Here is a 21,536-nt window from a genome sequence, read left to right as displayed (position 1 = left end):
CCCACCGGGCTGCGTCACGCCCGGGGGACAACCCCCGGACCCCCGGCCGACCCGGGGCGCGCCGCCCCGTCACAGGACCCCCGCCGCCCGCGCCCACCGGGCTGCGTCACGCCCGGGGGACAACCCCCGGACCCCCGGCCGACCCGGGGCGCGCCGCCCCGTCACAGGACCCCCGCCGCCCGCGCCCACCGGTACTTCGCGCCCAGCACCGCCACCGGCTTCTCGGTCGTGTACGGGTATGCCACGACTCCCCGCTCGAAGAGGTACTGGCAGGCCTCCTCCACCTCGACGTCGCCCGCGAGGGAGGCCACCACCGGCTTCTCGACGCCCCGTTCGCGGAACTCGGCCACCACGCGCGCGGTGAGTTCGGCGAACACCATGGGCGGGGTGACGATGGTGTGCCAGTAGCCGAGGACGAGCGCGTGGATGCGCGGGTCCTCCAGGCCCAGCCGGATCGTCGCCTCGTACGTCGACGGAGGCTCGCCGCCGGTGATGTCGACCGGGTTGCCGGCCGCCCCGAACGGCGGGATGAACGTGCGGAACGACGCGTCCAGGTCCGGCGGGATCTCCATCAGGGTCAGCCCGTTGTCCGTCACCGCGTCCGACAGCAGTACGCCGCTGCCGCCGGCGCCGGTGATGATCACGACGTTGTCGCCCTGCGGAGCGGGGAGCACCGGCAACGCGCGCGCGTACTCCAGCATCTCGTTCAGCCCGGGCGCCCGGATGACACCCGCCTGCTTCAGGATGTCCTCGTACACGGCGTCGTCGCCCGCCAGCGCGCCCGTGTGCGAGCCCGCCGCCTTCGCCCCGGCCGCCGTACGGCCCGCCTTCAGGACCACCACCGGCTTCTTCGGGACGGTCGCCCGCGCGGCCTCCACGAAGGCCCGCCCGTCCTTCAGGTCCTCCAGGTGCATGGCGATGCACTCGGTGTGCGGGTCCTCGCCGAACCAGGTCAGCAGGTCGTCCTCGTCCAGGTCCGACTTGTTGCCGAGCCCGACGATCGCCGACACACCCGTCTTCGTGGTCCGCGCGAAGCCCAGGATGGCCATCCCGATGCCGCCGGACTGCGAGGTCAGCGCCACCCCGCCCTTGACGTCGTACGGCGTGCAGAACGTGGCGCAGAGGTCCTGCCAGGTCGAGTAGTAGCCGTAGATGTTCGGCCCGAGCAGCCGGATGCCGTGCCGCTCGGCGATCGCCACGATCTCGTCCTGGAGCTCGTGCTCACCGGTCTCGGCGAAGCCGGAGGGGATCAGTACGGCGTTGGGGATGCCCTTGCGACCCACCTCCTCCAGCGCCGCGGCCACGAACTTGGCGGGGATCGCGAAGACCGCCACATCCACCTCACCGGGAACGTCCGTGACACTCTTGTACGCCTTGCGGCCCAGAATGTCATCGGCCTTGGGGTTCACCGGATGGATCTCGCCGGCGAAGCCTCCGTCGACGAGGTTGCGCATCACCGAATTGCCGATCTTGCCCTGCTCGTTGGAGGCCCCGATCACGGCGACCGACTGCGGCTGCATCAGCCGGCGCATCGACACCAGGATCTCGTCCCGTGTGTACGTGCGCCGCGGCTTCGGCACCGACTCCGCGAGGATCACCCGGATGTCCGCCGCGACCGCGCCCTCCGGTGTCGCGATCACCGGGTTGAGGTCCACCTCGGCGATCTCGGGGAAGTCCGCGACCAGTTGGGAGACCCGGCGGATCTGCTCGGCGATCGCCCAGCGGTCCACCGCCGGAGCCCCGCGCACCCCGCGCAGGATCTCCGCCGCGCGGATCGAGTCCAGCATGGAGAGCGCCTCGTCCGCGTCGACCGGCGCGAGCCGGAAGGTGACGTCCTTGAGGACCTCCACCAGCACCCCGCCGAGCCCGAACGCGACGACCTTCCCGAACGTCGGGTCGGTCACCGCGCCGACGATGACCTCCTGCCCCTTCGGCAGCAGCTCCTGCACCTGGACGCCCTCGATACGGGCGTCCGGTGCGTACGCGCGCGCGTTGTCGACGATGGTGTGGAACGCGGCCCGGACATCGACCGCGCCCTCCACTCCGACGATCACACCGCCCGCGTCGGTCTTGTGCAGGATGTCCGGCGACACGATCTTCATCACCACCGGCCCGCCGAAGCGCGCCGCGTACGACACCGCCTCGTCGACGTCCCGCGCCAGCTCCTCGCCGGGTACGGCGATCCCGTACGCGTCGGCGATCACCTTGCCCTCGGGAGCGGTCAGCGCGCTCCGGCCCTCGGCCCGTACGGCGTCGAGGAGCTCACGCACCCTCAGCACCCGGTCTTCGGCCATCAATCAGATCACTCCGTTCGACTTGAGCAGGCGCAGCTCCTCGTCGCCGAGCCCCAGCTCGCCGACGTAGACCTCTTCGTTGTGCTCACCGAGCAGGGGGGAACTGGTCACGTCCACGGGGGAGTCGGACAGCTTCAGCGGGCTGCCGACGGTCACGAAGTCGCCGCGCTCGGGGTGCGGCACGGTGACGACCATCTCGTTGGAGACCAGGGACTCGTCCTCGATGATCTCCTTGGTGGAGAGGATCGGCCCGCACGGGATGTTGTGGGCGTTGAGCCGCTCCAGCACCTCCCACTTGGGCAGGGTGGACGACCACTCCTCGATCAGCTGGAACATCTTGTTCAGCTTGGGGAGGCGGGCCTCCGGGGTCGCCCACTCCGGGTCGTCCGCCAGTTCGGGCCGGCCGATCAGCTCGCTCATCGGCTGCCAGCCGACGGGCTGCACGATGACGTACACGTAGTCGTTCGGGCCGCCGGGCGCGCACTTGACGGCCCAGCCGGGCTGGCCGCCGCCGGACGCGTTTCCGGACCTGGGAACCTCGTCGCCGAAGTCCTCGTTGGGATATTCACGGAGCGGGCCATGTGCCAGCCGCTGCTGGTCCCTCAGCTTCACCCGGCAGAGGTTGAGGACGGCGTGCTGCATGGCCACGTTGACCCGCTGGCCGCGCCCGGTGCTCTCCCGCTGGTAGAGCGCCGCGAGGATCCCCGCCACGGCGTGGATGCCCGTGCCCGAGTCCCCGATCTGGGCCCCCGTCGCCAGCGGCGGGCCGTCCTCGAAGCCGGTGGTCGCCATGGACCCGCCCATGGCCTGGGCCACCACCTCGTACGCCTTGAAGTTGGTGTACGGACCGTCCCCGAACCCCTTGATGGAGGCATAGACGATACGTGGATTGATCTCCTGGATACGGTCCCAGGTGAAGCCCATGCGGTCGACCGCGCCCGGTCCGAAGTTCTCGACCATGACGTCGGAGCGCCGGATCAGCTCGGTGAGGATCTCCTTGCCGCGCTCGGTCTTGGTGTTGAGGGTGATGCTGCGCTTGTTGCAGTTGAGCATCGTGAAGTAGAGGGAGTCGACGTCCGGGAGGTCGCGCAGCTGTTTGCGCGTGATGTCACCGGTCGGCGCCTCCAGCTTCACCACGTCCGCGCCGAGCCAGGCGAGGAGTTGGGTGGCGGACGGGCCGGACTGGACGTGCGTCATGTCGAGGACGCGGATGCCTTCGAGAGCCTTGGTCATGCCGAGGTCACCTCACTTGTACATCGTCTGGTTCATGGTTCCGGGGGCGTACGCGTCCGGGTCGACCCAGACGTTGATGAGCGACGGCTTGCCCGACTCCCGGGCGCGCCGGAGCGCGGGGCCGATGTCGGCGGGGTCGCGGACCTCCTCGCCGTAACCGCCGAGCATCTGGGCGAACTTGTCGTAGTGCACGTCGCCGAGGGTGTTGCCGACACGCTCGCGTTCCTCGCCGTACTTGGCCTTCTGGCCGTAACGGATCTGGTTCATGGAGGAGTTGTTGCCGATGATCCCGACGAAGGGGAGGTCGTAGCGGACGAGGGTCTCGAAGTCCCAGCCGGTGAGGGAGAAGGCGCCGTCGCCGAAGAGGGCCACCACTTCCTTGTCGGGCCGCGCCTTCTTGGCGGCGAGGACAAAGGGGACGCCGACGCCGAGCGTGCCGAGGGGGCCCGGGTCCATCCAGTGCCCGGGTGACTTGGGCTGCACGACCTGACCGGAGAAGGTGACGATGTCGCCGCCGTCGCCGATGTAGATGGAGTCCTCGGTGAGGAAGTCGTTGATCTCGCTGACCAGGCGGTAGGGGTGGATGGGCGAGGCGTCGGACTTCAGGCTGGGCAGCCGCTTCTCGATGGCCACCTGCTCGGCGGCACGCAGCTCGTCGAGCCACTCCTTGCGCTTCGACGCGCCCCCGTTGCTGTACCCATTAAAAGCGTGTCCGGAAGCCGCCTCCGTCACGGACTTGAGCACAAGGCCCGCGTCGCCGACGATCCCGAGGTCGATGTCGCGGTTCTTGCCGACGGTCCGGTAGTCGAGGTCGATCTGCACGACGGTCGCGTCCGGCGACAGCCGCTTGCCGTAGCCCATGCGGAAGTCGAAGGGCGTACCGACGATGACGATGACATCGGCGTTGGAGAAGGCGTACCGGCGGGAGAGCTGGAAGTGGTGCGGGTCGCCGGGCGGGAGCGTGCCGCGTCCCGCGCCGTTCATGTACGCCGGGATGTTGAGCGTGCGCACCAGCTCGATGGCGGACTCGGTGCCCCGGGTCGTCCACACCTGGCTGCCCAGCAGGATCGCGGGCTTCTCGGCGTGCACCAGCAGGTCGGCGAGCTTCTCGATGGCCTCGGGGTCGCCGGCCGAGCGGGTCGAGGCCCGGTAGGCACCGGCCTTCGGCACGCGCGCCTTCTCCACGGGCACCTTGGCGTCGAGGACGTCGCGCGGGATCTCCAGGAAGGAGGGCCCGGGGGCGCCGTGGTAGCACTCGCGGAACGCCATCGACACCATGTCTGCGGCGCGGGCCGTGTCCGGCACGGTCGCCGCGAACTTGGTGATGGGCGTCATCATGTCGACGTGCGGCAGGTCCTGGAGGGACCCCATCTTGTGCTGGGTGTGCGCGCCCTGGCCGCCGATCAGCAGCATCGGGGACTCCGCGCGGAAGGCGTTGGCGACGCCGGTCACGGCGTCGGTCGTACCGGGGCCGGCGGTGACGACCGCGCAGCCGGGCTTGCCGGTGATCCGGGCGTAGCCGTCGGCGGCGTGGGCGGCGACCTGCTCGTGGCGGACGTCGACGACCTCGATGCCCTCGTCGACGCAGCCGTCGTAGATGTCGATGATGTGGCCGCCGCACAGGGTGTAGATGACCTCCACACCCTCCGCTTTGAGTGCCTTCGCGACGAGATGACCACCGGAAATGAGGTCCTGGCTGTTGCCGTCGGGCATGGCGAAGTCCTGTCCCTTCGTAGACGTCTTCGTAGGGGTTGGAACGCTCTCGCGGTTGATTGCATACAGTCGACGAATACTGTATGAAGCTTGTTATCCCGCATCCGGTGGGTGGTGTCCAGGGGGCGTGCGGCACTTTTGAGTCAGGAGCCGGAATGGACCTGTTCGAACACCAGGCAAGGGAACTCTTCGAGCGGCACGGCATCTCGGTGCCACGGGCGGAGGTCACCGACTCGCCCAAGGAGGCGCGCGAGATCGCCCGCCGACTCGGCGGACGCGTCGTCGTCAAGGCACAGGTGAAGACCGGCGGACGCGGCAAGGCGGGCGGGGTCAAGCTCGCCGCCGACCCGTCCGCCACGGAACTGACCGCACGGCAGATCCTCGGCATGGACATCAAGGGCCACACCGTCCGCACGGTGATGATCGCCGAACCCGTCGCGATCGAGCGCGAGTTCTACGTCTCCTACGTCCTCGACCGCGCCGCCGGCCGCTTCCTCGCGATCGCCTCGGCCGAGGGCGGCATGGACATCGAGGAGGTGGCGGCGACCAGGCCCGAGGCCGTGGCCCGGATCCCCATCGACCCCGCCGAGGGCGTCACCTCCGCGAAGGCGTCCGAGATCGCCGAAGCGGCCGGTCTGCCGCCGCAGACCGTCGACGTCCTGATGCGGCTCTGGGAGGTGCTGACCCGCGAGGACGCCCTCCTCGTCGAGGTCAACCCCCTCGTCCGCACCGAACAGGGCCGCATCCTCGCCCTCGACGGCAAGGTCACCCTCGACGACAACGCGAGCTTCCGGCAGACCCGCCTGGGCGACGAGGGCTTCGCGCCCGACGACCCGCTGGAGGCGGCGGCCGCCGCCAAGGGCCTCAACTACGTGAAACTGGACGGCGAGGTCGGCGTCATCGGCAACGGCGCCGGACTCGTCATGTCGACCCTCGACGTGGTCGCGGGCTGCGGCGCGCGCCCCGCCAACTTCCTCGACATCGGCGGCGGCGCCTCCGCCCGGATCATGGCCGACGGCCTCTCCGTCGTCCTCTCCGACCCCGACGTCAAGTCCGTCCTCGTCAACGTCTTCGGCGGGATCACCGCCTGCGACGCGGTCGCCGACGGCATCGTCCAGGCCCTGGACAGCGTCCAGTTGACCAAACCGCTCGTCGTCCGGCTCGACGGCAACAACGCCGTACGCGGCCGGGCGATCCTCGACGGCCGTGACCATCCGCTCGTCCACCAGGCCACCACCATGGACGGCGCCGCGCGCCGCGCCGCCGACCTCGCCCACGCGAACTGAGGAGCCGGACATGGCCATCTACCTCACCAAGGAGAGCAAGGTCCTCGTCCAGGGCATGACCGGCGGCGAGGGCATGAAGCACACCCGCCGCATGCTCGCGGCCGGCACGAACGTCGTCGGCGGCGTCAACCCCCGCAAGGCCGGGCGCACCGTCGACTTCGACGAGCGTGCCGTCCCCGTCTTCGGCTCGGTCGCCGAGGGCGTCGAGGTCACCGGCGCCGACGTCACCGTCGTCTTCGTCCCGCCCGCCTTCACCAAGGCGGCCGTCGTCGAGGCCGCCGACGCCGGCATCGGCCTCGCCGTCGTCATCACCGAGGGCATCCCCGTCCATGACTCCGTCGCCTTCACGGCGTACGCGCGGGCCAAGGGCACCCGGATCGTCGGACCCAACTGCCCCGGCCTCATCACCCCCGGCCAGTCCAACGCGGGCATCATCCCCGCCGACATCACCAAGCCCGGACGGATCGGCCTGGTCTCCAAATCCGGCACGCTCACCTACCAACTGATGTACGAACTCCGCGACATCGGCTTCTCCACCTGCGTCGGCATCGGCGGCGACCCCGTCGTCGGCACCACCCACATCGACTGCCTGGCCGCCTTCCAGGACGACCCCGACACCGAACTGATCGTCCTCATCGGCGAGATCGGCGGCGACGCCGAGGAACGCGCCGCCGCGTACATCCGCGACCACGTCACCAAGCCCGTCGTCGGCTACATCGCCGGCTTCACCGCGCCCGAGGGCAAGACGATGGGCCACGCCGGCGCGATCGTCTCCGGCTCCTCCGGCACGGCGCAGGCGAAGAAGGGGGCCCTGGAGGCGGTCGGCGTGCGGGTCGGCGGCACTCCCACGGAGACGGCCCGCCTAGTGCTGGCCGCTCTGGAGGCCGAGGCCTGACCTCCTCCCCGCAGCACACCTGTTCGCCCGGCCCCGTACGCGGCCGTCGACGTACCCCCCGCCCCCGACTGTGCACCGAGAGCGGAGACACCCATGGCACCACCCACCCTCACCCCCGCCACCCTCACCCTGAAGTCCGGCACCGCCTGGACCGACGCCTGGCGGCGCTGTCTCGCCGTCGCCCCGGAGGCCTTCCGGGACGACCGGGTCCTCAACCTCTGGAACGGCTCCTGGCAGGCCGACGGCCGGACCCTGCCCGCCACCAGCCCCGTCGACGGCAGCCCCGTCGCGGGCCCGCCCCGCCTGGACGGCGCCACCGCGCACCACGCCGTCCGGGCATCCCTCGACCAGCACCGCGCCTGGCGCCACGTCCCCCTCGCCGAACGCCGCGCCCGGGTCGCCGCCACCCTCGACGCCCTCACCCAGCACCGCGAACTGCTCGCCCTCCTCCTCGTCTGGGAGATCGGCAAGCCCTGGCGGCTCGCGCAGGCCGACGTGGACCGGGCCATCGACGGCGTCCGCTGGTACGTCGACGGCATCGAACCCATGGTCGAAGGGCGCGTCCCCCTCGACGGCCCGGTCTCCAACATCGCCAGCTGGAACTACCCGATGAGTGTGCTCGTCCACGCGATGCTGGTCCAGGCCCTGGCGGGCAACGCCGTCATCGCCAAGACCCCCACCGACGGCGGCGTCGCCTGCCTCACGCTCGCCGCCGCGCTGGCCGCCCGCGAGGGCATCCCCGTCACCCTCGTCAGCGGCAGCGGACGCGAGCTGTCCGAGGCGCTGGTCCGCGCCCCCGAGATCGGCTGCGTCTCCTTCGTCGGCGGCCGCGACACCGGCGCCGCCGTGGCCACCGCCGTCGCCGACCTCGGCAAACGCCATGTCCTGGAACAGGAGGGCCTCAACACCTGGGGCATCTGGAACCACACCGACTGGGACGCCCTCACGGCCGTCATCCCCAAACTCTTCGACTACGGCAAACAGCGCTGCACGGCCTACCCGCGCTTCGTCGTCCAGCGCGAGCTGTTCGACGAGTTCCTCGCGGCGTACCTCCCGGCGGTCCGCACCCTCCGCGTCGGCCACCCCCTGGCCGTGGAGCACCCGGACGACCCGTACCCGACGCTGGACTTCGGTCCCGTCATCAACGCGGCCAAGGCCAAGGAACTCACCGACCAGGTCGCCGAGGCCGTGGACCGGGGCGCCGTGCCGCTGCACCGGGGCCGGCTCGCCGACGCGCGCTTCCTGCCCGGCCAGGACACCGCCGCGTACGTCCAGCCCGTCACCCTCCTCGACCCGCCCCCGTCCTCCCCGCTCCACCACGCGGAACCCTTCGGCCCGGTCGACACGATCGTCCTGGTCGACACCGAGGCCGAGCTGCTCGCCGCGATGAACGCCTCGAACGGCGCGCTCGTCGCCACCCTCTCCACCGACGACCCGGCGACGTACGAGCGGCTCGCACCCCAGATCCGGGCGTTCAAGGTCGGCCACGGCAGGCCCCGCTCGCGCGGCGACCGGGACGAGCTGTTCGGCGGCTTCGGTGCCTCCTGGCGGGGCGCCTTCGTCGGCGGCGACCTGCTCGTCAAGGCCGTCACCCACGGCCCGGCGGGGGAGCGGCTGCCGGGCAACTTCCCCGAGTACCACCTCATGCCCTCCGCCGCCTGACCCGGCCGGATCGTGACGGTCCGATCACCTGAGGTGAGGTCGCGCGGCCCCGCTCGCCGGGGCCCGCGCGACCCCGCCCAGGGCCCTGATATGCAGGTGAAAGGCACTCCGAAACCTTGGTATTGTTGTCCATGTCGCCGCCGGGAACACCTCCGGCAAGGCGGCAGACACCTGGTCCGGGTGGCGGAATGGCAGACGCGCTAGCTTGAGGTGCTAGTGCCCTTTATCGGGCGTGGGGGTTCAAGTCCCCCCTCGGACACCACAGAACCACAGAGATCGATCACATTGATCCAATCGACCCCGTCGACCGCTTCCGGTCGGTGGGGTTTTTCGTTGCCGTCGGGCTGGCCGGCCCCCGGAAAAATGCGATGCCCCGGCCCCGTCGATCTCTCTAGACTCGCCCCACCGAACGACGAGACGAGGGGAGCCGGCCGTGTGTGAGCGCACCGCTGTCGTCGTTCCCCGTTCCCTGTACGAGGTGATCCTCGTGTCCTCGTCCGTCCGGTGCCCGCTGCGCGGCCGGTACCGGAGCCCGTGACGTACGCCTGACGTCTTCGCATGGCGCCCTCGCACGGGAATCGCGCTGCCCTGAAACAGCTCAGCTGAAAGGCCACGGGCCATGCGCAGCAACATCACGACCATCGCCAACGCTCTGACCGCCGTCCGCAACCTGGGCATCCTCGCCCATGTCGACGCCGGCAAGACCACCGTCACCGAGCGGTTCCTGTACGCCACCGGGACCACGCACAAGCGGGGCGAGGTCCACGACGGGACGACCGTCACCGACTTCGATCCGCAGGAGCGCGACCGGGGGATCACCATCTTCGCGGCGGCCGTCAGCTGCGCCTGGGACGGGCATCGGATCAACCTGATCGACACCCCCGGCCACGTCGACTTCGCCGACGAGGTGGAGCGTTCGCTCCGGGTGCTCGACGGCGCGATCGCGGTGTTCGACGCCGTCGCGGGCGTCGAGCCGCAGAGCGAGTCGGTGTGGCGGCAGGCCGACCGGCACGGCGTGCCCCGCATCGCCTTCGTCAACAAGCTCGACCGCGCGGGCGCCGACCTGGACACGGCCGTCGAGTCGATCCGGCAGCGGCTCCATCCGGCCCCGCTGGTGGTGCAGTCGCCGATCGGTGCGGAGGACGGGTTCGTCGGTGTCGTGGATCTGGTGCGCATGAGGGCGCTGGTGTGGGCGGACGATTCCGAGGCGGCCGAGGAGGGCCCGGTTCCCGACGACCTGCGGGACGAGGCCGAGCGGCGACGGCGGCGGTTGGAGGAGGCCGTGGCCGAGCTGTATCCGGCGGCGCTGGAGGAGTTCTGCGCACAGGGCGCGCTCTCCGCGGGCACCCTGGCTGCCGCGCTGCGCGACCTCACCCGCACAGGTGAGGGAGTGGTCGTGCTCTGTGGCTCCGCCTACCGCAACCGCGGTATCGAACCGCTGCTCGACGCGGTGGTGGCGTATCTGCCGTCGCCCCTGGACGTACCGGCCGTACGCGGCACGCACGACGGTACGGAGCAGGAGCGCGCCGCCGAGGCCGCGGCACCGGTCGCGGCCCTGGCGTTCAAGGTGAGTGCCACGGCCACGGGACGGTTGACGTACGTGAGGCTGTACTCGGGCACGATCCGGAAGGGGGACACCGTGCTGGACGCCGGGACGCGGCGCACCGAGCGGATCGGCCGGATCCTGCGGGTCCAGGCCGACCGGCACGCCGAACTGGAGCGGGCCGTGGCCGGGGACATCGTCGCGGTGGTCGGGCTGAAGTCCGCCCGCGCGGGGACGACGCTGTGCGATCCGGCGGCGCCGCTGCTCCTCGAACCGCCGTCCGTCGCCGACCCGGTGGTGTCGGTGGCCGTCGAGGCACGCCGGAGCACCGACACCGACCGGCTCGCCACGGCTCTCGCACGGCTCGCCGAGGAGGATCCCTCGCTGGTCGTCCGGACCGACCCCGAGACCGGGCAGACCCTGCTGTCCGGCATGGGCGAACTGCATCTGGAGGTGGCGGTGGAGAAGGTCCGGCAGAGCCAGGGCCTCGACGTCGCCGTCGGCCGGCCTCGGGTCGCCTACCGCGAGACCGTCGTCCGGGGCGTGGCCGGGCTGGTGTACCGGCACGTCAAACAGGACGGCGGGGCGGGGCAGTTCGCGCACGTCGTGCTGGACGTGGCACCGCTGGAGGCGGAGGGCGACGGGGCCGCGACGGGCTTCGTGTTCCGCTCGGCCGTCGTCGGCGGGCGGGTGCCGCAGGAGTACGTCCGCGCGGTCGAGGCCGGTTGCCGTGACGCGCTCGCGGAGGGGCCGCTCGGTGGGCACCCGGTGACGGGGATCGCCGTCACGCTGGTCGACGGGGCGACCCACTCCAAGGACTCGTCGGAGATGGCGTTCCGTACGGCGGGACGGTTCGCGCTGCGGGAGGCCATGCGGGCCGGGGTGATGGGGGTTCTGGAGCCTGTCGCCGATGTCACCGTGACCGTGCCCGCGGACGCCGTGGGCGGGGTGCTCGGGGATCTCGCCGCGCGGCGGGGGCGGGTGTCGGACTCCGTGGCGCGGGGTGCGGCGGTGGTCGTCGCCGCGACCGTGCCGTTGGCGGAGCTGTTCGGGTATGCGACGCGGTTGCGTAGCCGGACGCAGGGGCGGGGGACGTTCACGGCTCGGCCGGCGGGGTATGTGCGGGCGCCGGGTGTGGTGGTGAGTGAGGGGTGAGTCGGTGGGTGGGGGTGCGTGGGGGTGTGGGGGGATTTTCCTCGCCCCCGCCGCCCCTACCCGTCCCATCCCTGAAGGGGCTGCGCCCCTTCGACCCCCTCTTTGGCCTTCGTCTGCGGGTCCGGTGGGGCTTCTCGCGCAGTTCCCCGCGCCCCTTGCGGGGCGCGGGGGATTGTTCGGCATCAGGCCCAGGGGCTCACCGCTGTGAAGGAGCTGTCGGCTCGGAAGGTGTCCGTGGCCTGGTAGGTGTCCACGCGTAGTTCGTAGTTGTAGTGGCGGATGTAGCGGCCCGGGTAGTTGTACGACTCCAGGCTCACCGAGCCGGAGGTCGAGCCCGGGCGGGCGCAGTACGTGGCGTCCTTGGCGAACACGGTCGTCCCGTTGTTCGTGTCGAAGCGGACCCGGAAGTCCCAGTGCCGCAGGTAGCGGCCGGCGGAGTCGCGGAAGGAGTAGCAGTTGGCGTCCGCGAGGCCGGGCACGATCGTGAACGTCGCGCTCTGCTTGACGGCGGTGGTGCTGGAGGAGCTCACCGGGTCGACGTAGCCGAGGTTGTCGGTGCGGGCGACGGCGTAGCGGCCCGGGAAGTTGACGGACTGAAGGGAGCGGGTGGTGTTGGTGGGGAGGGTGACGCCGCCGGCCACCGTCTCCTTGAGGACCGTCAGATGGCGGACGAAGCCGGTGAGACCCGGGAGCTGCGTCGGGGTGGACCAGGTGGCGAAGTTGTCGTAGCTGTCGCTGTACCAGTACTGCCCCGCGCCGTAGGCGTCGTAGTAGATCCGCCAGCCGCCGTTGTCGAGCTGGACCAGCGCCGGGCCCTCCATGCCGGAGCCGAAGCCCGCCCAGTTGCCCGTCTTCGTGATGGTGTACGGGCCGGTGAGGCTGGAGGCGGTGCCGTACTCGATGTACTTCGTCGTCTCGTTCTTGGTGAACGCGTGGTAGGTGGAGCCGATCTTGACGATGAAGGTGTCGATGTAGTTCGGGCCGATGCCGGAAAGCTGGGTGGGCGCCGACCACGCGGTGAGGGCGGAGTTCGTCGCCGTCAGCTTGTACGGCTTGAAGATGTACTCGCCCTCGGCGGCGATCGACGCGGACAGGATGATGTTGACGCTGCCGTTGGTGTCGACGAACCACTCCGGCGCCCAGGCGCGCTGCAGACCGCTGATCGGGACCGTGTAGTCGTAGAGGAAGGTCCAGTTGAGGCGGTCGGTGGAACGGGCGAAGCCGATGGTGGTGGAGAGCGCCGACCAGGTGCGGGTGGTGTAGGTCAGGTAGTAGTAACCGTCCGTGTGCTTGAAGATGCTGGGGTCACGGATCAGGCCGGAGGGCGGGGTGTACGCCGGGCCCTTGCGGAGGGTGAACGCGGTCGCGTCCGGCGAGTCGTACACGTACATGTTCGACTCGCTGCTGTTGGTGAACGCGGTCATGGTGTACCGCGTCGCCTGTCCCGCCGGCGGGTGGGCGGCTCCGGCCGCGCCGGCGAAGGCGGTGGTGAGCCCCAGGAGGGCGGCCACCGAGGTGAGGAGGGCGAGGACCGCCCTGAGGGTTCTGTTCAACGCTCGTCCCATTTCTGCGTGAACTGCCCTGAGGCGTGAGGATGTTGTTTTGTTCGGTATGTCGTACATCGTGCGGAACTTCGGTCAGAAGATAAGAGGGGGGCATGGGCGCGTCAATGGATTGGGCCAGGCTTTCTGCGAGAAGAGGTTCCGCTTCGAGCCGACCATGAGTCCCGCATGAGCCGGTCACGCCTCCGGCGTTGCCTCCCGTCCTCTGTTTCCCCTGGTCGTCGCCGGTTTCCCGGCCACCGCACCGGAGGGCAACAGGAAACCGGTCGACCCCGGTGTTCCGGCGGGGCAAATCTGGCTTCGTCAGCAGGTGGCGACCAGGACCGGCGAGGCCGAGGGGGGAGGGCCCATGAGGCGCACGCTCATGTCTCTGTGGGCAGTCGTGACGGTCGTGGCGGCCGGCGCGATCGGATGCACCGAGAACACCGACGCGAGCAAGCCCGGTTCGGCCACCACGGCCGCCCGTCAGGCCCGCCCTCTGCCGCTGACCTGGCAGCAGGAGTTGCGCGTCAACGACGCCCAGCAGCGCCTGACGAAGCAGTGCATGAACCGCAAGGGCTTCGAGTACTGGGAGGATCGCACCCTGACGCTGCGCGAGAGCCGCCCGGTGCGCTACGTCCAGGACGACGTGGAGTGGGCGCGTACGTACGGGTACGGCGGTCGGATTCAAGCGAACAGTCAGCGCGTCCATGAGCGAAACCCCATCGGTACCTACCGCTCAGGTCTCTCCCCGTCCCGGCGCGCCGCCTTCGACGTCGCGCTCGACGGGGGTGATGACGCCCGCACCCTCACCGCGCCGGTGCCGGGGAGCAGCGGCGAGATCCGCAAGCGCATCGGCGGCTGCACGGAGGAGGCCGAGCGCGAGCTCTACGGCGACCCTGCCGTTTGGTTCCGCACCGGCAAGGTCGCCACGAGCCTCAACGGCCTCTATGGCGACGATCTGATGAAAGACCGTCAGCTCGTCGCCGCCATCGAGGCGTGGTCCCGGTGCATGAAGAAGGCGGGCCAGTCCTACGAAGACCCACAGGCGGCCCGCGACGCCATCCGGGTCAACACCAGCCGGCTGGGTGAGGCCCGCGCCGACGAGGCGTTCGCCGCCGAGCGGAGGACCGCCGTCGCGGACGCCACCTGCGCCCGCGAGACATCCCTGCGGACCGTGGCCTCGGCCCGGGAGACGTACTACGAGGACCGCCTGCGCGACCGGTACGGCAAGGACGTCGACACGTACCGACGCCTCGGTCAGCAGGCCTACGACCGGGCGGTGCGCATCGTTCCGGGGCGCGACTGACCACCCCACGCTCCGGGCGCGTTCACCGCCCTGCACCATCCACGCACACCAACGGAAAACGAGGGGAAACATCATGCGCAAGTTCACCGCCACGGCAGCGCTCCTCGGGCTCACCGCCCTGGGCGTCGTCGTACCCGCCGCTACCTCGCAGGCGGCCGACAGCGCCGCCGCCGGCCGCATCTGTGACAGCAAGTGGGGCGCGCGTGACGGCAACGTGTACGCCTGGGACTTCCAGGACTGCGATGGCAATGCCATTTTCGTCACCCCGGCGGACAGCGGCGACTGGGGCGCGGCCGCCAACAGGGCCTCGTCCGTCATGAACCGCGGCTACACCGGCAATCTGTCGATCGTCAAGTTCTTCTACCTGCGGAACCACGGCGGGGGCCACACCTGCCTCTACCCGGGCGAGCTCTACGCCGACAACCTGACCGACAACTCGTTCTCCTCCGGCCAGACGGTGGACAACAACATCATGTCGCACCAGTGGGTGAACGGCGGCTGCAGCGCCACCCTGACCTGATCCGGCCGGCCGGTACGGGCGGCCCGGGCCTGACCACCCCGGGTCGCCCGCTCCGGTACAACTGCGCGTCACACATCACCGAGCAGGGGGAACGCACGATGCACAAGCTCACCACAACCGCGGCGCTCCTCGGGCTTGCCGCGCTCGGCCTCGCCGTGCCCGCCACAGCGGCGCAGGCGGCCGACAGCGCCGTTGTCGGCTGCGGCGACCTGTGGGGTCGGCCTGATGGCAAGGTGTACGCCTGGGATCTTCCGAACTGTGAGGGCAGCCCGCTGCCCATCCCGGACAGCGGCGCCTGGGGGCCCGACGCCAGTGACAGGGCCTCGTCCGTCATGAACCGCGGCTATCCCGGCGGTCTGGACCACGTCGCGTTCTGCCACCACGCCAACCACGCCGGCGGTCACGGCTGTCTCGCGCCGGGTGAGCTGTACGCCGCCGACCTGGCTGACAACCGATACAGCGACGGCACCAGCGCGAACAACAGCATCAGCGCGCATCGGTGGGTGAACCGGAACTCCTGCGCGAGCTTCTGGACCTGACTGACACCACCGACCCAAGCCGCGAACGTCCGGAACCGCATCGGCCCTCGGTTCCGGACGTTCGTGTTTTCGCCACTCCGGGTCAAAGGCTTGGCCGCCCTTACCGTCCCGACAGTAACCTTTGGCATCCGCCGTAACACGGCTCGCGCACTGCCTTGGGGGACACCTTGGGGGACCCGCAGTTTGGAGAAGAATCAGACCACCGGAACGAACGGAACCGGAACGCGCTGACCACGCACTCCTTCCCCGCGCAACTGAGAAGACTTCGGCAGGAACGCGGCCTGTCGCTCACCGACCTCGCCCGGCAGACCCACTACAGCAAGGGCTACCTCAGCAAGATCGAGACAGGTACGAAGCGGGCGACCCTCGACGTCGCCCGACTCTGCGACGAAGTGCTGCGTGCCGACGGCGAGTTGCTACGACTGGTGGAGCAGGCGGCGCGCGGCGAAGGCGAGGCGAGGGCTGCGGGCGAGGCGACCTCCGAACGGCAGTCCGACGAGACATGCCCCTACCGCGGCCTGTCGGCGTTCACCCCGCAGGACGCGGAGTGGTTCTTCGGCCGGGAGCGCGCCACGGCCGCCCTGGTGGAGCGGATCTTCGAACGGGTCGGCAGCGGACCGCTGATGCTGGTCGCCCCGTCCGGTGCGGGCAAGTCGTCCCTGCTCAACGCCGGCCTCGTACCCGCCCTGAAACGCGGCCACTTCCCCATGCCGGGCGCCGAACGCTGGCCGGTGGTCCTGCTGACCCCCACCTCACGCCCCCTCGACGAACTGCTGGAACGCACCGCCAAGGCGGTCGGGGGCGACCTCGGCGTCACCGTGGAGGCGGTGCGGGAGAACCCCGCCGCCCTGCTCGCCGCCGTACGCGCGATGGCGGACGAACCGCCGTCGGCACCGGGGGACCGCAGACCACCGCCCCTGCGCCCCGTCCTGATCGTGGACCAGTTCGAGGAACTGTTCACGCTCTGCCCCGACCAGGAGGAACGCCGTGCCTACGTCCGCGTGCTGCGTGCCCTCGCGACCACCGGACCGGGGGACGACACACGCGCGCCGGCGGTCGTGGTGCTCGGCGTACGCGCCGACTTCACCGGCAGTTGTCTGGGCCTGCCCGAACTGACCCCGGTCCTCACCGACGGACTCTTCGTCCTGGCGCCCATGTCCGTGGCGGAGCTGCGGGAGTCGATCACCCGGCCCGCCGAACTCGCCGGCGTCACCCTCGAACCCGGCCTCGTCCCGCTCCTCCTGCGCGACGCCGGACTGCGCGACGCCGGACTGCGCGACGCCGGACTGCGCGACGCAACGGACGTGACGCTCCGGGGCACCGCGCACCCCGTGGGAACCGGCGCCGCGCAGCCCGGCGGCATCGGTGCCGCGCAACCCACAGGCATCGGTGCCGACGAGACGCCGTCCGGTGCGCTCCCGCTCGTCTCCCACGCACTGCTCGCCACCTGGCAGCGCCGTACGGACTCCGCCCTCACCGTCGACGGGTACGAACGCGCCGGTGGCATCCAGGGAGCCATCGCCCGCACCGCCGAGAACGTGTTCGCCCGGCTGTACCCCGCCGAGCAGCGGACGATCCGCCGCATCCTGTCCCGGCTCGTGGTCGTCGCGGACGGCGCCGGAGCGACCCGCCGCCGGACCAGCAGGACCGCTCTGACGGAACAGCTCGGTGACGCCGACGGCGCGGCCGCCGCGCTCGACGCGTTTGTCCGCGCCCGGCTCATCACCTTGGACAGTGACACGGTCCAGATCACCCACGAGGCCCTGCTGCACGCCTGGCCCCGGCTGCGCGACTGGATCCACGCCGACCGCGCCGGCCTCCTCCTGCACCAGCAACTCGCCCACGCCGCCGCCGAATGGGAGCGCGAGAGACGCGACCCGTCCGCCCTCTACCGGGGCACCCGGCTGGAGACCGTACGGGCCTGGGCCGACGAGTCCGACGGCTGGAGCCGCCTCGGCCCCGGCGAGGAGGCCTTCCTGAGAGCCAGTCAGGCGGAGGAGGACGGCCGCCGCAGACAGGCCGGACGGCAGATCCGGCTGCGCCAGTCCCTTCTCGCCACGCTCGCCGTCCTGCTCGGGCTCGCCGTGACCGCCGGCGGCCTCGCCTACCAGCAGCGGGAGGGCGCCCTCGACCAGGAGCGCGCCGCCCGCTCCCAGGCCCTCGCCGTGCGGTCCGCGTCCCTCGCCGGGGGCCGGCCCGAGGCGTCGATGCTGCTCGCGGAGGAGGCCTACCGCGCCGACACCACCGTCGAGGCGCGCGGCGCCCTCCTCAGCACCCAGGCCCAGCCCTTCTCGGCCCGGCTCGGCGGCTACCGGGGCCCGGTCAACGCGGTGGCCTTCGCCCCCGACGACCGCACCCTGGCGACGGCCAGCTCCGACGGCACCGTCATCGTGCGCCGCGCGACCGGCGACCACCGGACGCTCGCCACCTTCACCGTCCCCGGCCGGGTCCGCTCGGTCGCCTTCAGCCCCGACGGCCGCACCGTCGCGGCCACGTCGACGGACGGCCCCGTGACCCTCTGGGACGTCCGCGACCGCCGTCGGACGGCCGCCCTCCCGGCCGGCACCAAGGGCGACCGGGCGGTGGCCTTCGACCCGCGCGGCGGCACGCTCGCCGTCGCGACCGCCGCCGGGACCGTCGAACTCTGGAGCACCGGGCGCACACCCCGGCGCAAAGCCTCGCTCACCGGCCACAAGGGCACCCTCAACGCGCTGGCGTACGCCCCCGACGGCACGAAACTCGTCTCCGCCGGCGCCGACCGGACCGTACGTCTGTGGGACACCGACCGCGCGGAACGGCTCGACGTGCTCGAAGGGCACACCGACGAGGTGCTGGGCGCGGCGTTCTCCCCGGACGGACGGCAGGTGGTCTCCGGCGGCATCGACCGGACCGTACGGCTGTGGGACGTCCGCGACGCGGAGCAGACCGCGGTGTTCACCGGCGGCAGCGACGACATCAACGCCGTCGCCTACACACCGGACGGCGCGGCGGTGATCGGCGCGGTCGGCGACGGCACGACCCGGCTGTGGGACGTGCGCGACGGCCGGCAGACCGTCGTGCTCGCCGGACACACCGACTACGTCATGGGGGTCGCCGTGACCTCCGACGGCACCCGGCTGGCCACGGCCGGCTTCGACCAGTCCGTCGTCCTGTGGGACCTGGGCGGACCGGTGCTGACGGCGCGTCCGTTCACGGAGGTCTGGCAGACGGTCTACAGCCCCGACGGGAAGCTGCTCGCCACCGCCGACACCGACCACACCGTGCGGCTCTGGGACGTACGGACCCACCGTCTCCTCAAGAGGCTCACCGGCCACACCGAGACGGTCTTCTCGGTGGCGTTCTCCCCCGACGGCAAGACCCTCGCCTCGGGGAGCTCCGACGGCACGATCCGGCTGTGGGACGTGGACCGGCGCACCTTCCTGGCCACGCTCACCGGCCACACCGGGGAGGTCTTCTCCGTGGCCTTCGCGCCGGACGGCAAGACCCTCGCCTCGGCCGGCGCCGACCGCACGGTCCGTCTGTGGGACGTCGCCGCGCGCCACGACATCGCGGTCCTCACGGGACACGAGGACTACGCCAACGCCGTCGCCTTCAGCCCGGACGGCCGCACCCTGGCGAGTGCCGGCGACGACCTGACCGTACGGCTCTGGGACGTCGCCTCGCACCAGCCCCTGGCCGAACTCACCGGCCACACCGGCGCGGTACGGAGCGTCGCCTTCAGCCCGGACGGCCGCACCCTCGCCAGCAGCGGCAACGACGGAACCGTGCTCCTGTGGGACGTCCGCACCCGGCGCTCCAGGACCGCGCTGACGGGCCACACCGGTGCCGCGCGGGGCCTCGCCTTCTCACCGGACGGACGCATGCTCGCCAGCAGCGGCAACGACCGGACGGTGCGGCTGTGGGACATGGCCACACGGCAGCCGTGGGCGACCCTGTCCGGCCACACCGACGCCGTGTGGGGCGTCGACTTCGCGCCCGACGGGCGGACGGTGGCCAGCAGCAGCACCGACGGGACGGTGCGGCTGTGGGACCTCGACCCCGGGGCGCGCCTGGAGCAGATCTGCCGCCTCAGCGCCGGGCTCGGCCCCGCCGAACGCGGCAGCCTGCTGCCGGGGACGCCGCTGTCCTCGCGGCCGCCGTGCGGCCGCTCCTGACCGGCAACTGCCCTGCTCGCAGGGGGTTTCCCAGGTGTTTCCCGGTTGCCCGATCGGATGGGGCGACGCGCGCGTCTCCACGACGGGGCCACCGAACGGCAAGCTGCTGCACGACCACACCGCACGACCACACCGCACGACCACACCGCACGACCACAACGACCGCATGATCCACGTCGAACAGGAATCGGGGGTCCCGGCATGGTGAGCCGGACCGGACTCAACCGCACACTGATCACACGCACACTGATCGCACTCCTGGCCGTCCTCCTCTGGGCGCCGGTGGCCACGTCCGCCACCGCGCAGGCGGCACCGGCCGCACCCGCCGCCGGCGACTGCCGCCCCCTCGCGTCCGGAGCCTCCGCCGCCGCCGAGCGGGCCATCGCCGCCGCCTGCGCCGAGGTCGCGGCCGGCACCTGGTACACCTGGGGCGGCGGCCACGGGCCCCAGCCCGGCGCCACCTACGGGCAGGTCGACCCCACCGACCCGGCCAGCGAACACGACCCCGAGCGACGCGGGTTCGACTGCTCCGGCCTGGTCCGCCACGCGTACGCCCAGGCCACCGGTGGCACGGACATCCTCAACGGCGTCGCCAGCCAGCAGTTCTACACGCACCGCGCCGCCGCCCGCTTCACCGCCGCCCAGGGCCTGGCCCCGCTCCTCCCGGGCGACCTGCTGGCCTACGGGACCAAGCGGGACCTCCAGCACATCGCCATCTACCTCGGCGCGGGCAAGATGGTCGAGGCCCGGCAGTCCGGCACCAAGCTGATGGTGAGCGACGTCCGCCTGGGCAGCACCTACTTCGGCGCCGTCCGGGTCAACACCGGCGCGGTCACCGGCCACATCCACCAGACCTGGGGCACCGACGTCTGGACCAAGGCCGAGCCCCGCCTCGCGGCCGAACGCGTCTACGCCTTCCCGTACTCCACCACCATCCGCGTCCACTGCCAGAAGCACGCGGACAACGTGAACGCGGAGGGCTACGAGAACGACGTCTGGTCCTACCTCCCCGACTACAAGGCCTGGGTGACCAACATCTACATCAAGGGCCCGGCCTGGCTGGAGGGCGTCCCCAACTGCGACGACGTACCCCCCGCTCCCTGACGCATCCGCGCCGGTGACCGAACGGGGGTCGGTCACCGGCGCGAGCGCCCCGCCCGTACGCTGCGTCAGCGTACGGGCACTTTCTGTGGACAGTACGCCGATCTTCCCGTCACGCTGGACGCCGTCGGGGCATGGGGGCCACAGCGCACGAAGACCGGAGGTGGCCGCGGATGACGGGCGGCGGAATGGGTGACAACGACGAGACGCCGGTGGACGAGGGGACGGTGGTGGACCGCGAACCCGACCCTTCGGACAGCCTGCGGACCTGGGGCGCGGTCACCCAGGCGCTGCGCGAGCACGCCGGGTACAGCCGGGCCGAGTTCGCGGATCTCGTCCGGTTCTCCCGGCACACGGTGGAATCGGTGGAGCAGGGACGCCGGATGCCGGACGCCACGTATGTGGAGCGGGCCGACGAACTCCTCGGGAACACGGGGGCGTTGCGGAGGTCCTCGCAGTACGTGACGCGGGGGCGGGGGGACGTGGGCCTCGCGGCGTGGTTCCGTCAGTGGGCCCGGCTGGAGCGGGTCGCGGTGAGCCTGTGCACCTACGAATGCAGGCTGGTGCCGGGGCTGTTGCAGTCCAGGGACT

The 21,536-nt window shown here is 71.2% G+C and carries 14 protein-coding genes and 1 tRNA gene; 11 read left to right on the top strand and 4 right to left on the bottom strand.

The window, feature by feature from the left end:
- Positions 1–161: 161 nt before the first annotated feature.
- Genes HW837_RS07420 through HW837_RS07410 form a run of 3 tightly spaced genes read right to left on the bottom strand, consistent with a single transcriptional unit; the run spans position 162 to position 5,240 of the window.
- Positions 162–2,294: an acetate--CoA ligase family protein gene (locus HW837_RS07420; protein ID WP_045556670.1), complete on the bottom strand. Its 2,133-nt coding sequence runs from the start codon at positions 2,292–2,294 to the stop codon at positions 162–164.
- A 3-nt stretch (positions 2,295–2,297) separates the two neighbouring features.
- Complete coding sequence (gene frc, locus HW837_RS07415) at positions 2,298–3,527, bottom strand: formyl-CoA transferase (RefSeq protein WP_193379892.1); 1,230 nt, start codon at positions 3,525–3,527, stop codon at positions 2,298–2,300.
- Between the two features lie 12 nt (positions 3,528–3,539).
- On the bottom strand, positions 3,540–5,240 hold the full coding sequence (locus HW837_RS07410; RefSeq protein ID WP_045556672.1) for a thiamine pyrophosphate-binding protein: 1,701 nt from the start codon (positions 5,238–5,240) through the stop codon (positions 3,540–3,542).
- Positions 5,241–5,395: 155 nt separating this feature from the next.
- On the opposite strand from HW837_RS07410, the gene sucC reads away from it, so the two are divergent.
- From sucC to fusA, 5 genes are all read left to right on the top strand, one after another.
- Positions 5,396–6,526 (top strand): ADP-forming succinate--CoA ligase subunit beta, encoded by a 1,131-nt coding sequence (sucC, locus tag HW837_RS07405; RefSeq protein WP_193379893.1) that lies wholly within the window; start codon positions 5,396–5,398, stop codon positions 6,524–6,526.
- A gap of 10 nt (positions 6,527–6,536) precedes the next feature.
- Positions 6,537–7,421, top strand: a complete 885-nt coding sequence (sucD, locus tag HW837_RS07400) for a succinate--CoA ligase subunit alpha (RefSeq protein ID WP_193379894.1) — start codon at positions 6,537–6,539, stop codon at positions 7,419–7,421.
- A 93-nt stretch (positions 7,422–7,514) separates the two neighbouring features.
- The gene (locus HW837_RS07395; protein ID WP_045556675.1) at positions 7,515–9,083 is read left to right on the top strand and encodes an aldehyde dehydrogenase family protein; all 1,569 of its coding nucleotides are present in this window, start codon (positions 7,515–7,517) and stop codon (positions 9,081–9,083) included.
- A 174-nt stretch (positions 9,084–9,257) separates the two neighbouring features.
- Positions 9,258–9,345 (top strand) — tRNA-Leu (locus tag HW837_RS07390).
- A 357-nt stretch (positions 9,346–9,702) separates the two neighbouring features.
- Positions 9,703–11,781 (top strand): elongation factor G, encoded by a 2,079-nt coding sequence (gene fusA / locus HW837_RS07385; protein ID WP_193379895.1) that lies wholly within the window; start codon positions 9,703–9,705, stop codon positions 11,779–11,781.
- 182 nt (positions 11,782–11,963) lie between these two features.
- Here the strand turns inward: fusA and HW837_RS07380 are convergent, their stop codons facing one another.
- A complete protein-coding gene (locus HW837_RS07380; protein ID WP_045556677.1) occupies positions 11,964–13,334 on the bottom strand; it encodes a glycoside hydrolase family 43 protein in 1,371 nt (456 codons plus the stop codon).
- A 373-nt stretch (positions 13,335–13,707) separates the two neighbouring features.
- Here HW837_RS07380 and HW837_RS07375 point away from each other — a divergent pair, with 373 nt between their 5' ends.
- From HW837_RS07375 to HW837_RS07350, 6 genes are all read left to right on the top strand, one after another.
- Positions 13,708–14,631 carry a hypothetical protein gene (locus tag HW837_RS07375; protein ID WP_052682844.1) on the top strand — a complete coding sequence of 308 codons (924 nt, stop codon included), beginning with the start codon at positions 13,708–13,710 and terminating at the stop codon, positions 14,629–14,631.
- Positions 14,632–14,704: 73 nt separating this feature from the next.
- A complete protein-coding gene (locus HW837_RS07370) occupies positions 14,705–15,151 on the top strand; it encodes a hypothetical protein (RefSeq protein ID WP_045556679.1) in 447 nt (148 codons plus the stop codon).
- A 98-nt stretch (positions 15,152–15,249) separates the two neighbouring features.
- Positions 15,250–15,690, top strand: a complete 441-nt coding sequence (locus HW837_RS07365) for a hypothetical protein (protein ID WP_045556911.1) — start codon at positions 15,250–15,252, stop codon at positions 15,688–15,690.
- 167 nt (positions 15,691–15,857) lie between these two features.
- Entirely contained in the window at positions 15,858–19,844 is a 3,987-nt protein-coding gene (locus HW837_RS07360; protein WP_193379896.1) for an nSTAND1 domain-containing NTPase, read from the top strand.
- A gap of 201 nt (positions 19,845–20,045) precedes the next feature.
- Positions 20,046–20,948, top strand: coding sequence for a C40 family peptidase (locus tag HW837_RS07355; RefSeq protein ID WP_045556681.1), 903 nt, complete (start codon positions 20,046–20,048; stop codon positions 20,946–20,948).
- 170 nt (positions 20,949–21,118) lie between these two features.
- Positions 21,119–21,536: helix-turn-helix domain-containing protein (locus HW837_RS07350; protein WP_193383455.1), on the top strand; the 418-nt coding region annotated here is incomplete at its 3' end.

The sequence above is a fragment of the Streptomyces caniscabiei genome (assembly GCF_014930365.1).
In the GTDB taxonomy this organism is placed as follows: Bacteria; Actinomycetota; Actinomycetes; order Streptomycetales; family Streptomycetaceae; genus Streptomyces; species Streptomyces caniscabiei.
Note: the sequence above shows the minus strand (reverse complement) of the source record. Positions and strands in the feature narration are given on the sequence as shown.

Bases quoted from the DNA above. Each gene is read 5' to 3' on its own strand.
- HW837_RS07420 (WP_045556670.1), bottom strand. From the start codon at position 2,294: ATGGCCGAAGACCGGGTGCTGAGGGTGCGTGAGCTCCTCGACGCCGTA.
- frc (WP_193379892.1), bottom strand. From the start codon at position 3,527: ATGACCAAGGCTCTCGAAGGCATCCGCGTCCTCGACATGACGCACGTC.
- HW837_RS07410 (WP_045556672.1), bottom strand. From the start codon at position 5,240: ATGCCCGACGGCAACAGCCAGGACCTCATTTCCGGTGGTCATCTCGTC.
- sucC (WP_193379893.1), top strand. From the start codon at position 5,396: ATGGACCTGTTCGAACACCAGGCAAGGGAACTCTTCGAGCGGCACGGC.
- sucD (WP_193379894.1), top strand. From the start codon at position 6,537: ATGGCCATCTACCTCACCAAGGAGAGCAAGGTCCTCGTCCAGGGCATG.
- HW837_RS07395 (WP_045556675.1), top strand. From the start codon at position 7,515: ATGGCACCACCCACCCTCACCCCCGCCACCCTCACCCTGAAGTCCGGC.
- fusA (WP_193379895.1), top strand. From the start codon at position 9,703: ATGCGCAGCAACATCACGACCATCGCCAACGCTCTGACCGCCGTCCGC.
- HW837_RS07375 (WP_052682844.1), top strand. From the start codon at position 13,708: ATGTCTCTGTGGGCAGTCGTGACGGTCGTGGCGGCCGGCGCGATCGGA.
- HW837_RS07370 (WP_045556679.1), top strand. From the start codon at position 14,705: ATGCGCAAGTTCACCGCCACGGCAGCGCTCCTCGGGCTCACCGCCCTG.
- HW837_RS07365 (WP_045556911.1), top strand. From the start codon at position 15,250: ATGCACAAGCTCACCACAACCGCGGCGCTCCTCGGGCTTGCCGCGCTC.
- HW837_RS07355 (WP_045556681.1), top strand. From the start codon at position 20,046: ATGGTGAGCCGGACCGGACTCAACCGCACACTGATCACACGCACACTG.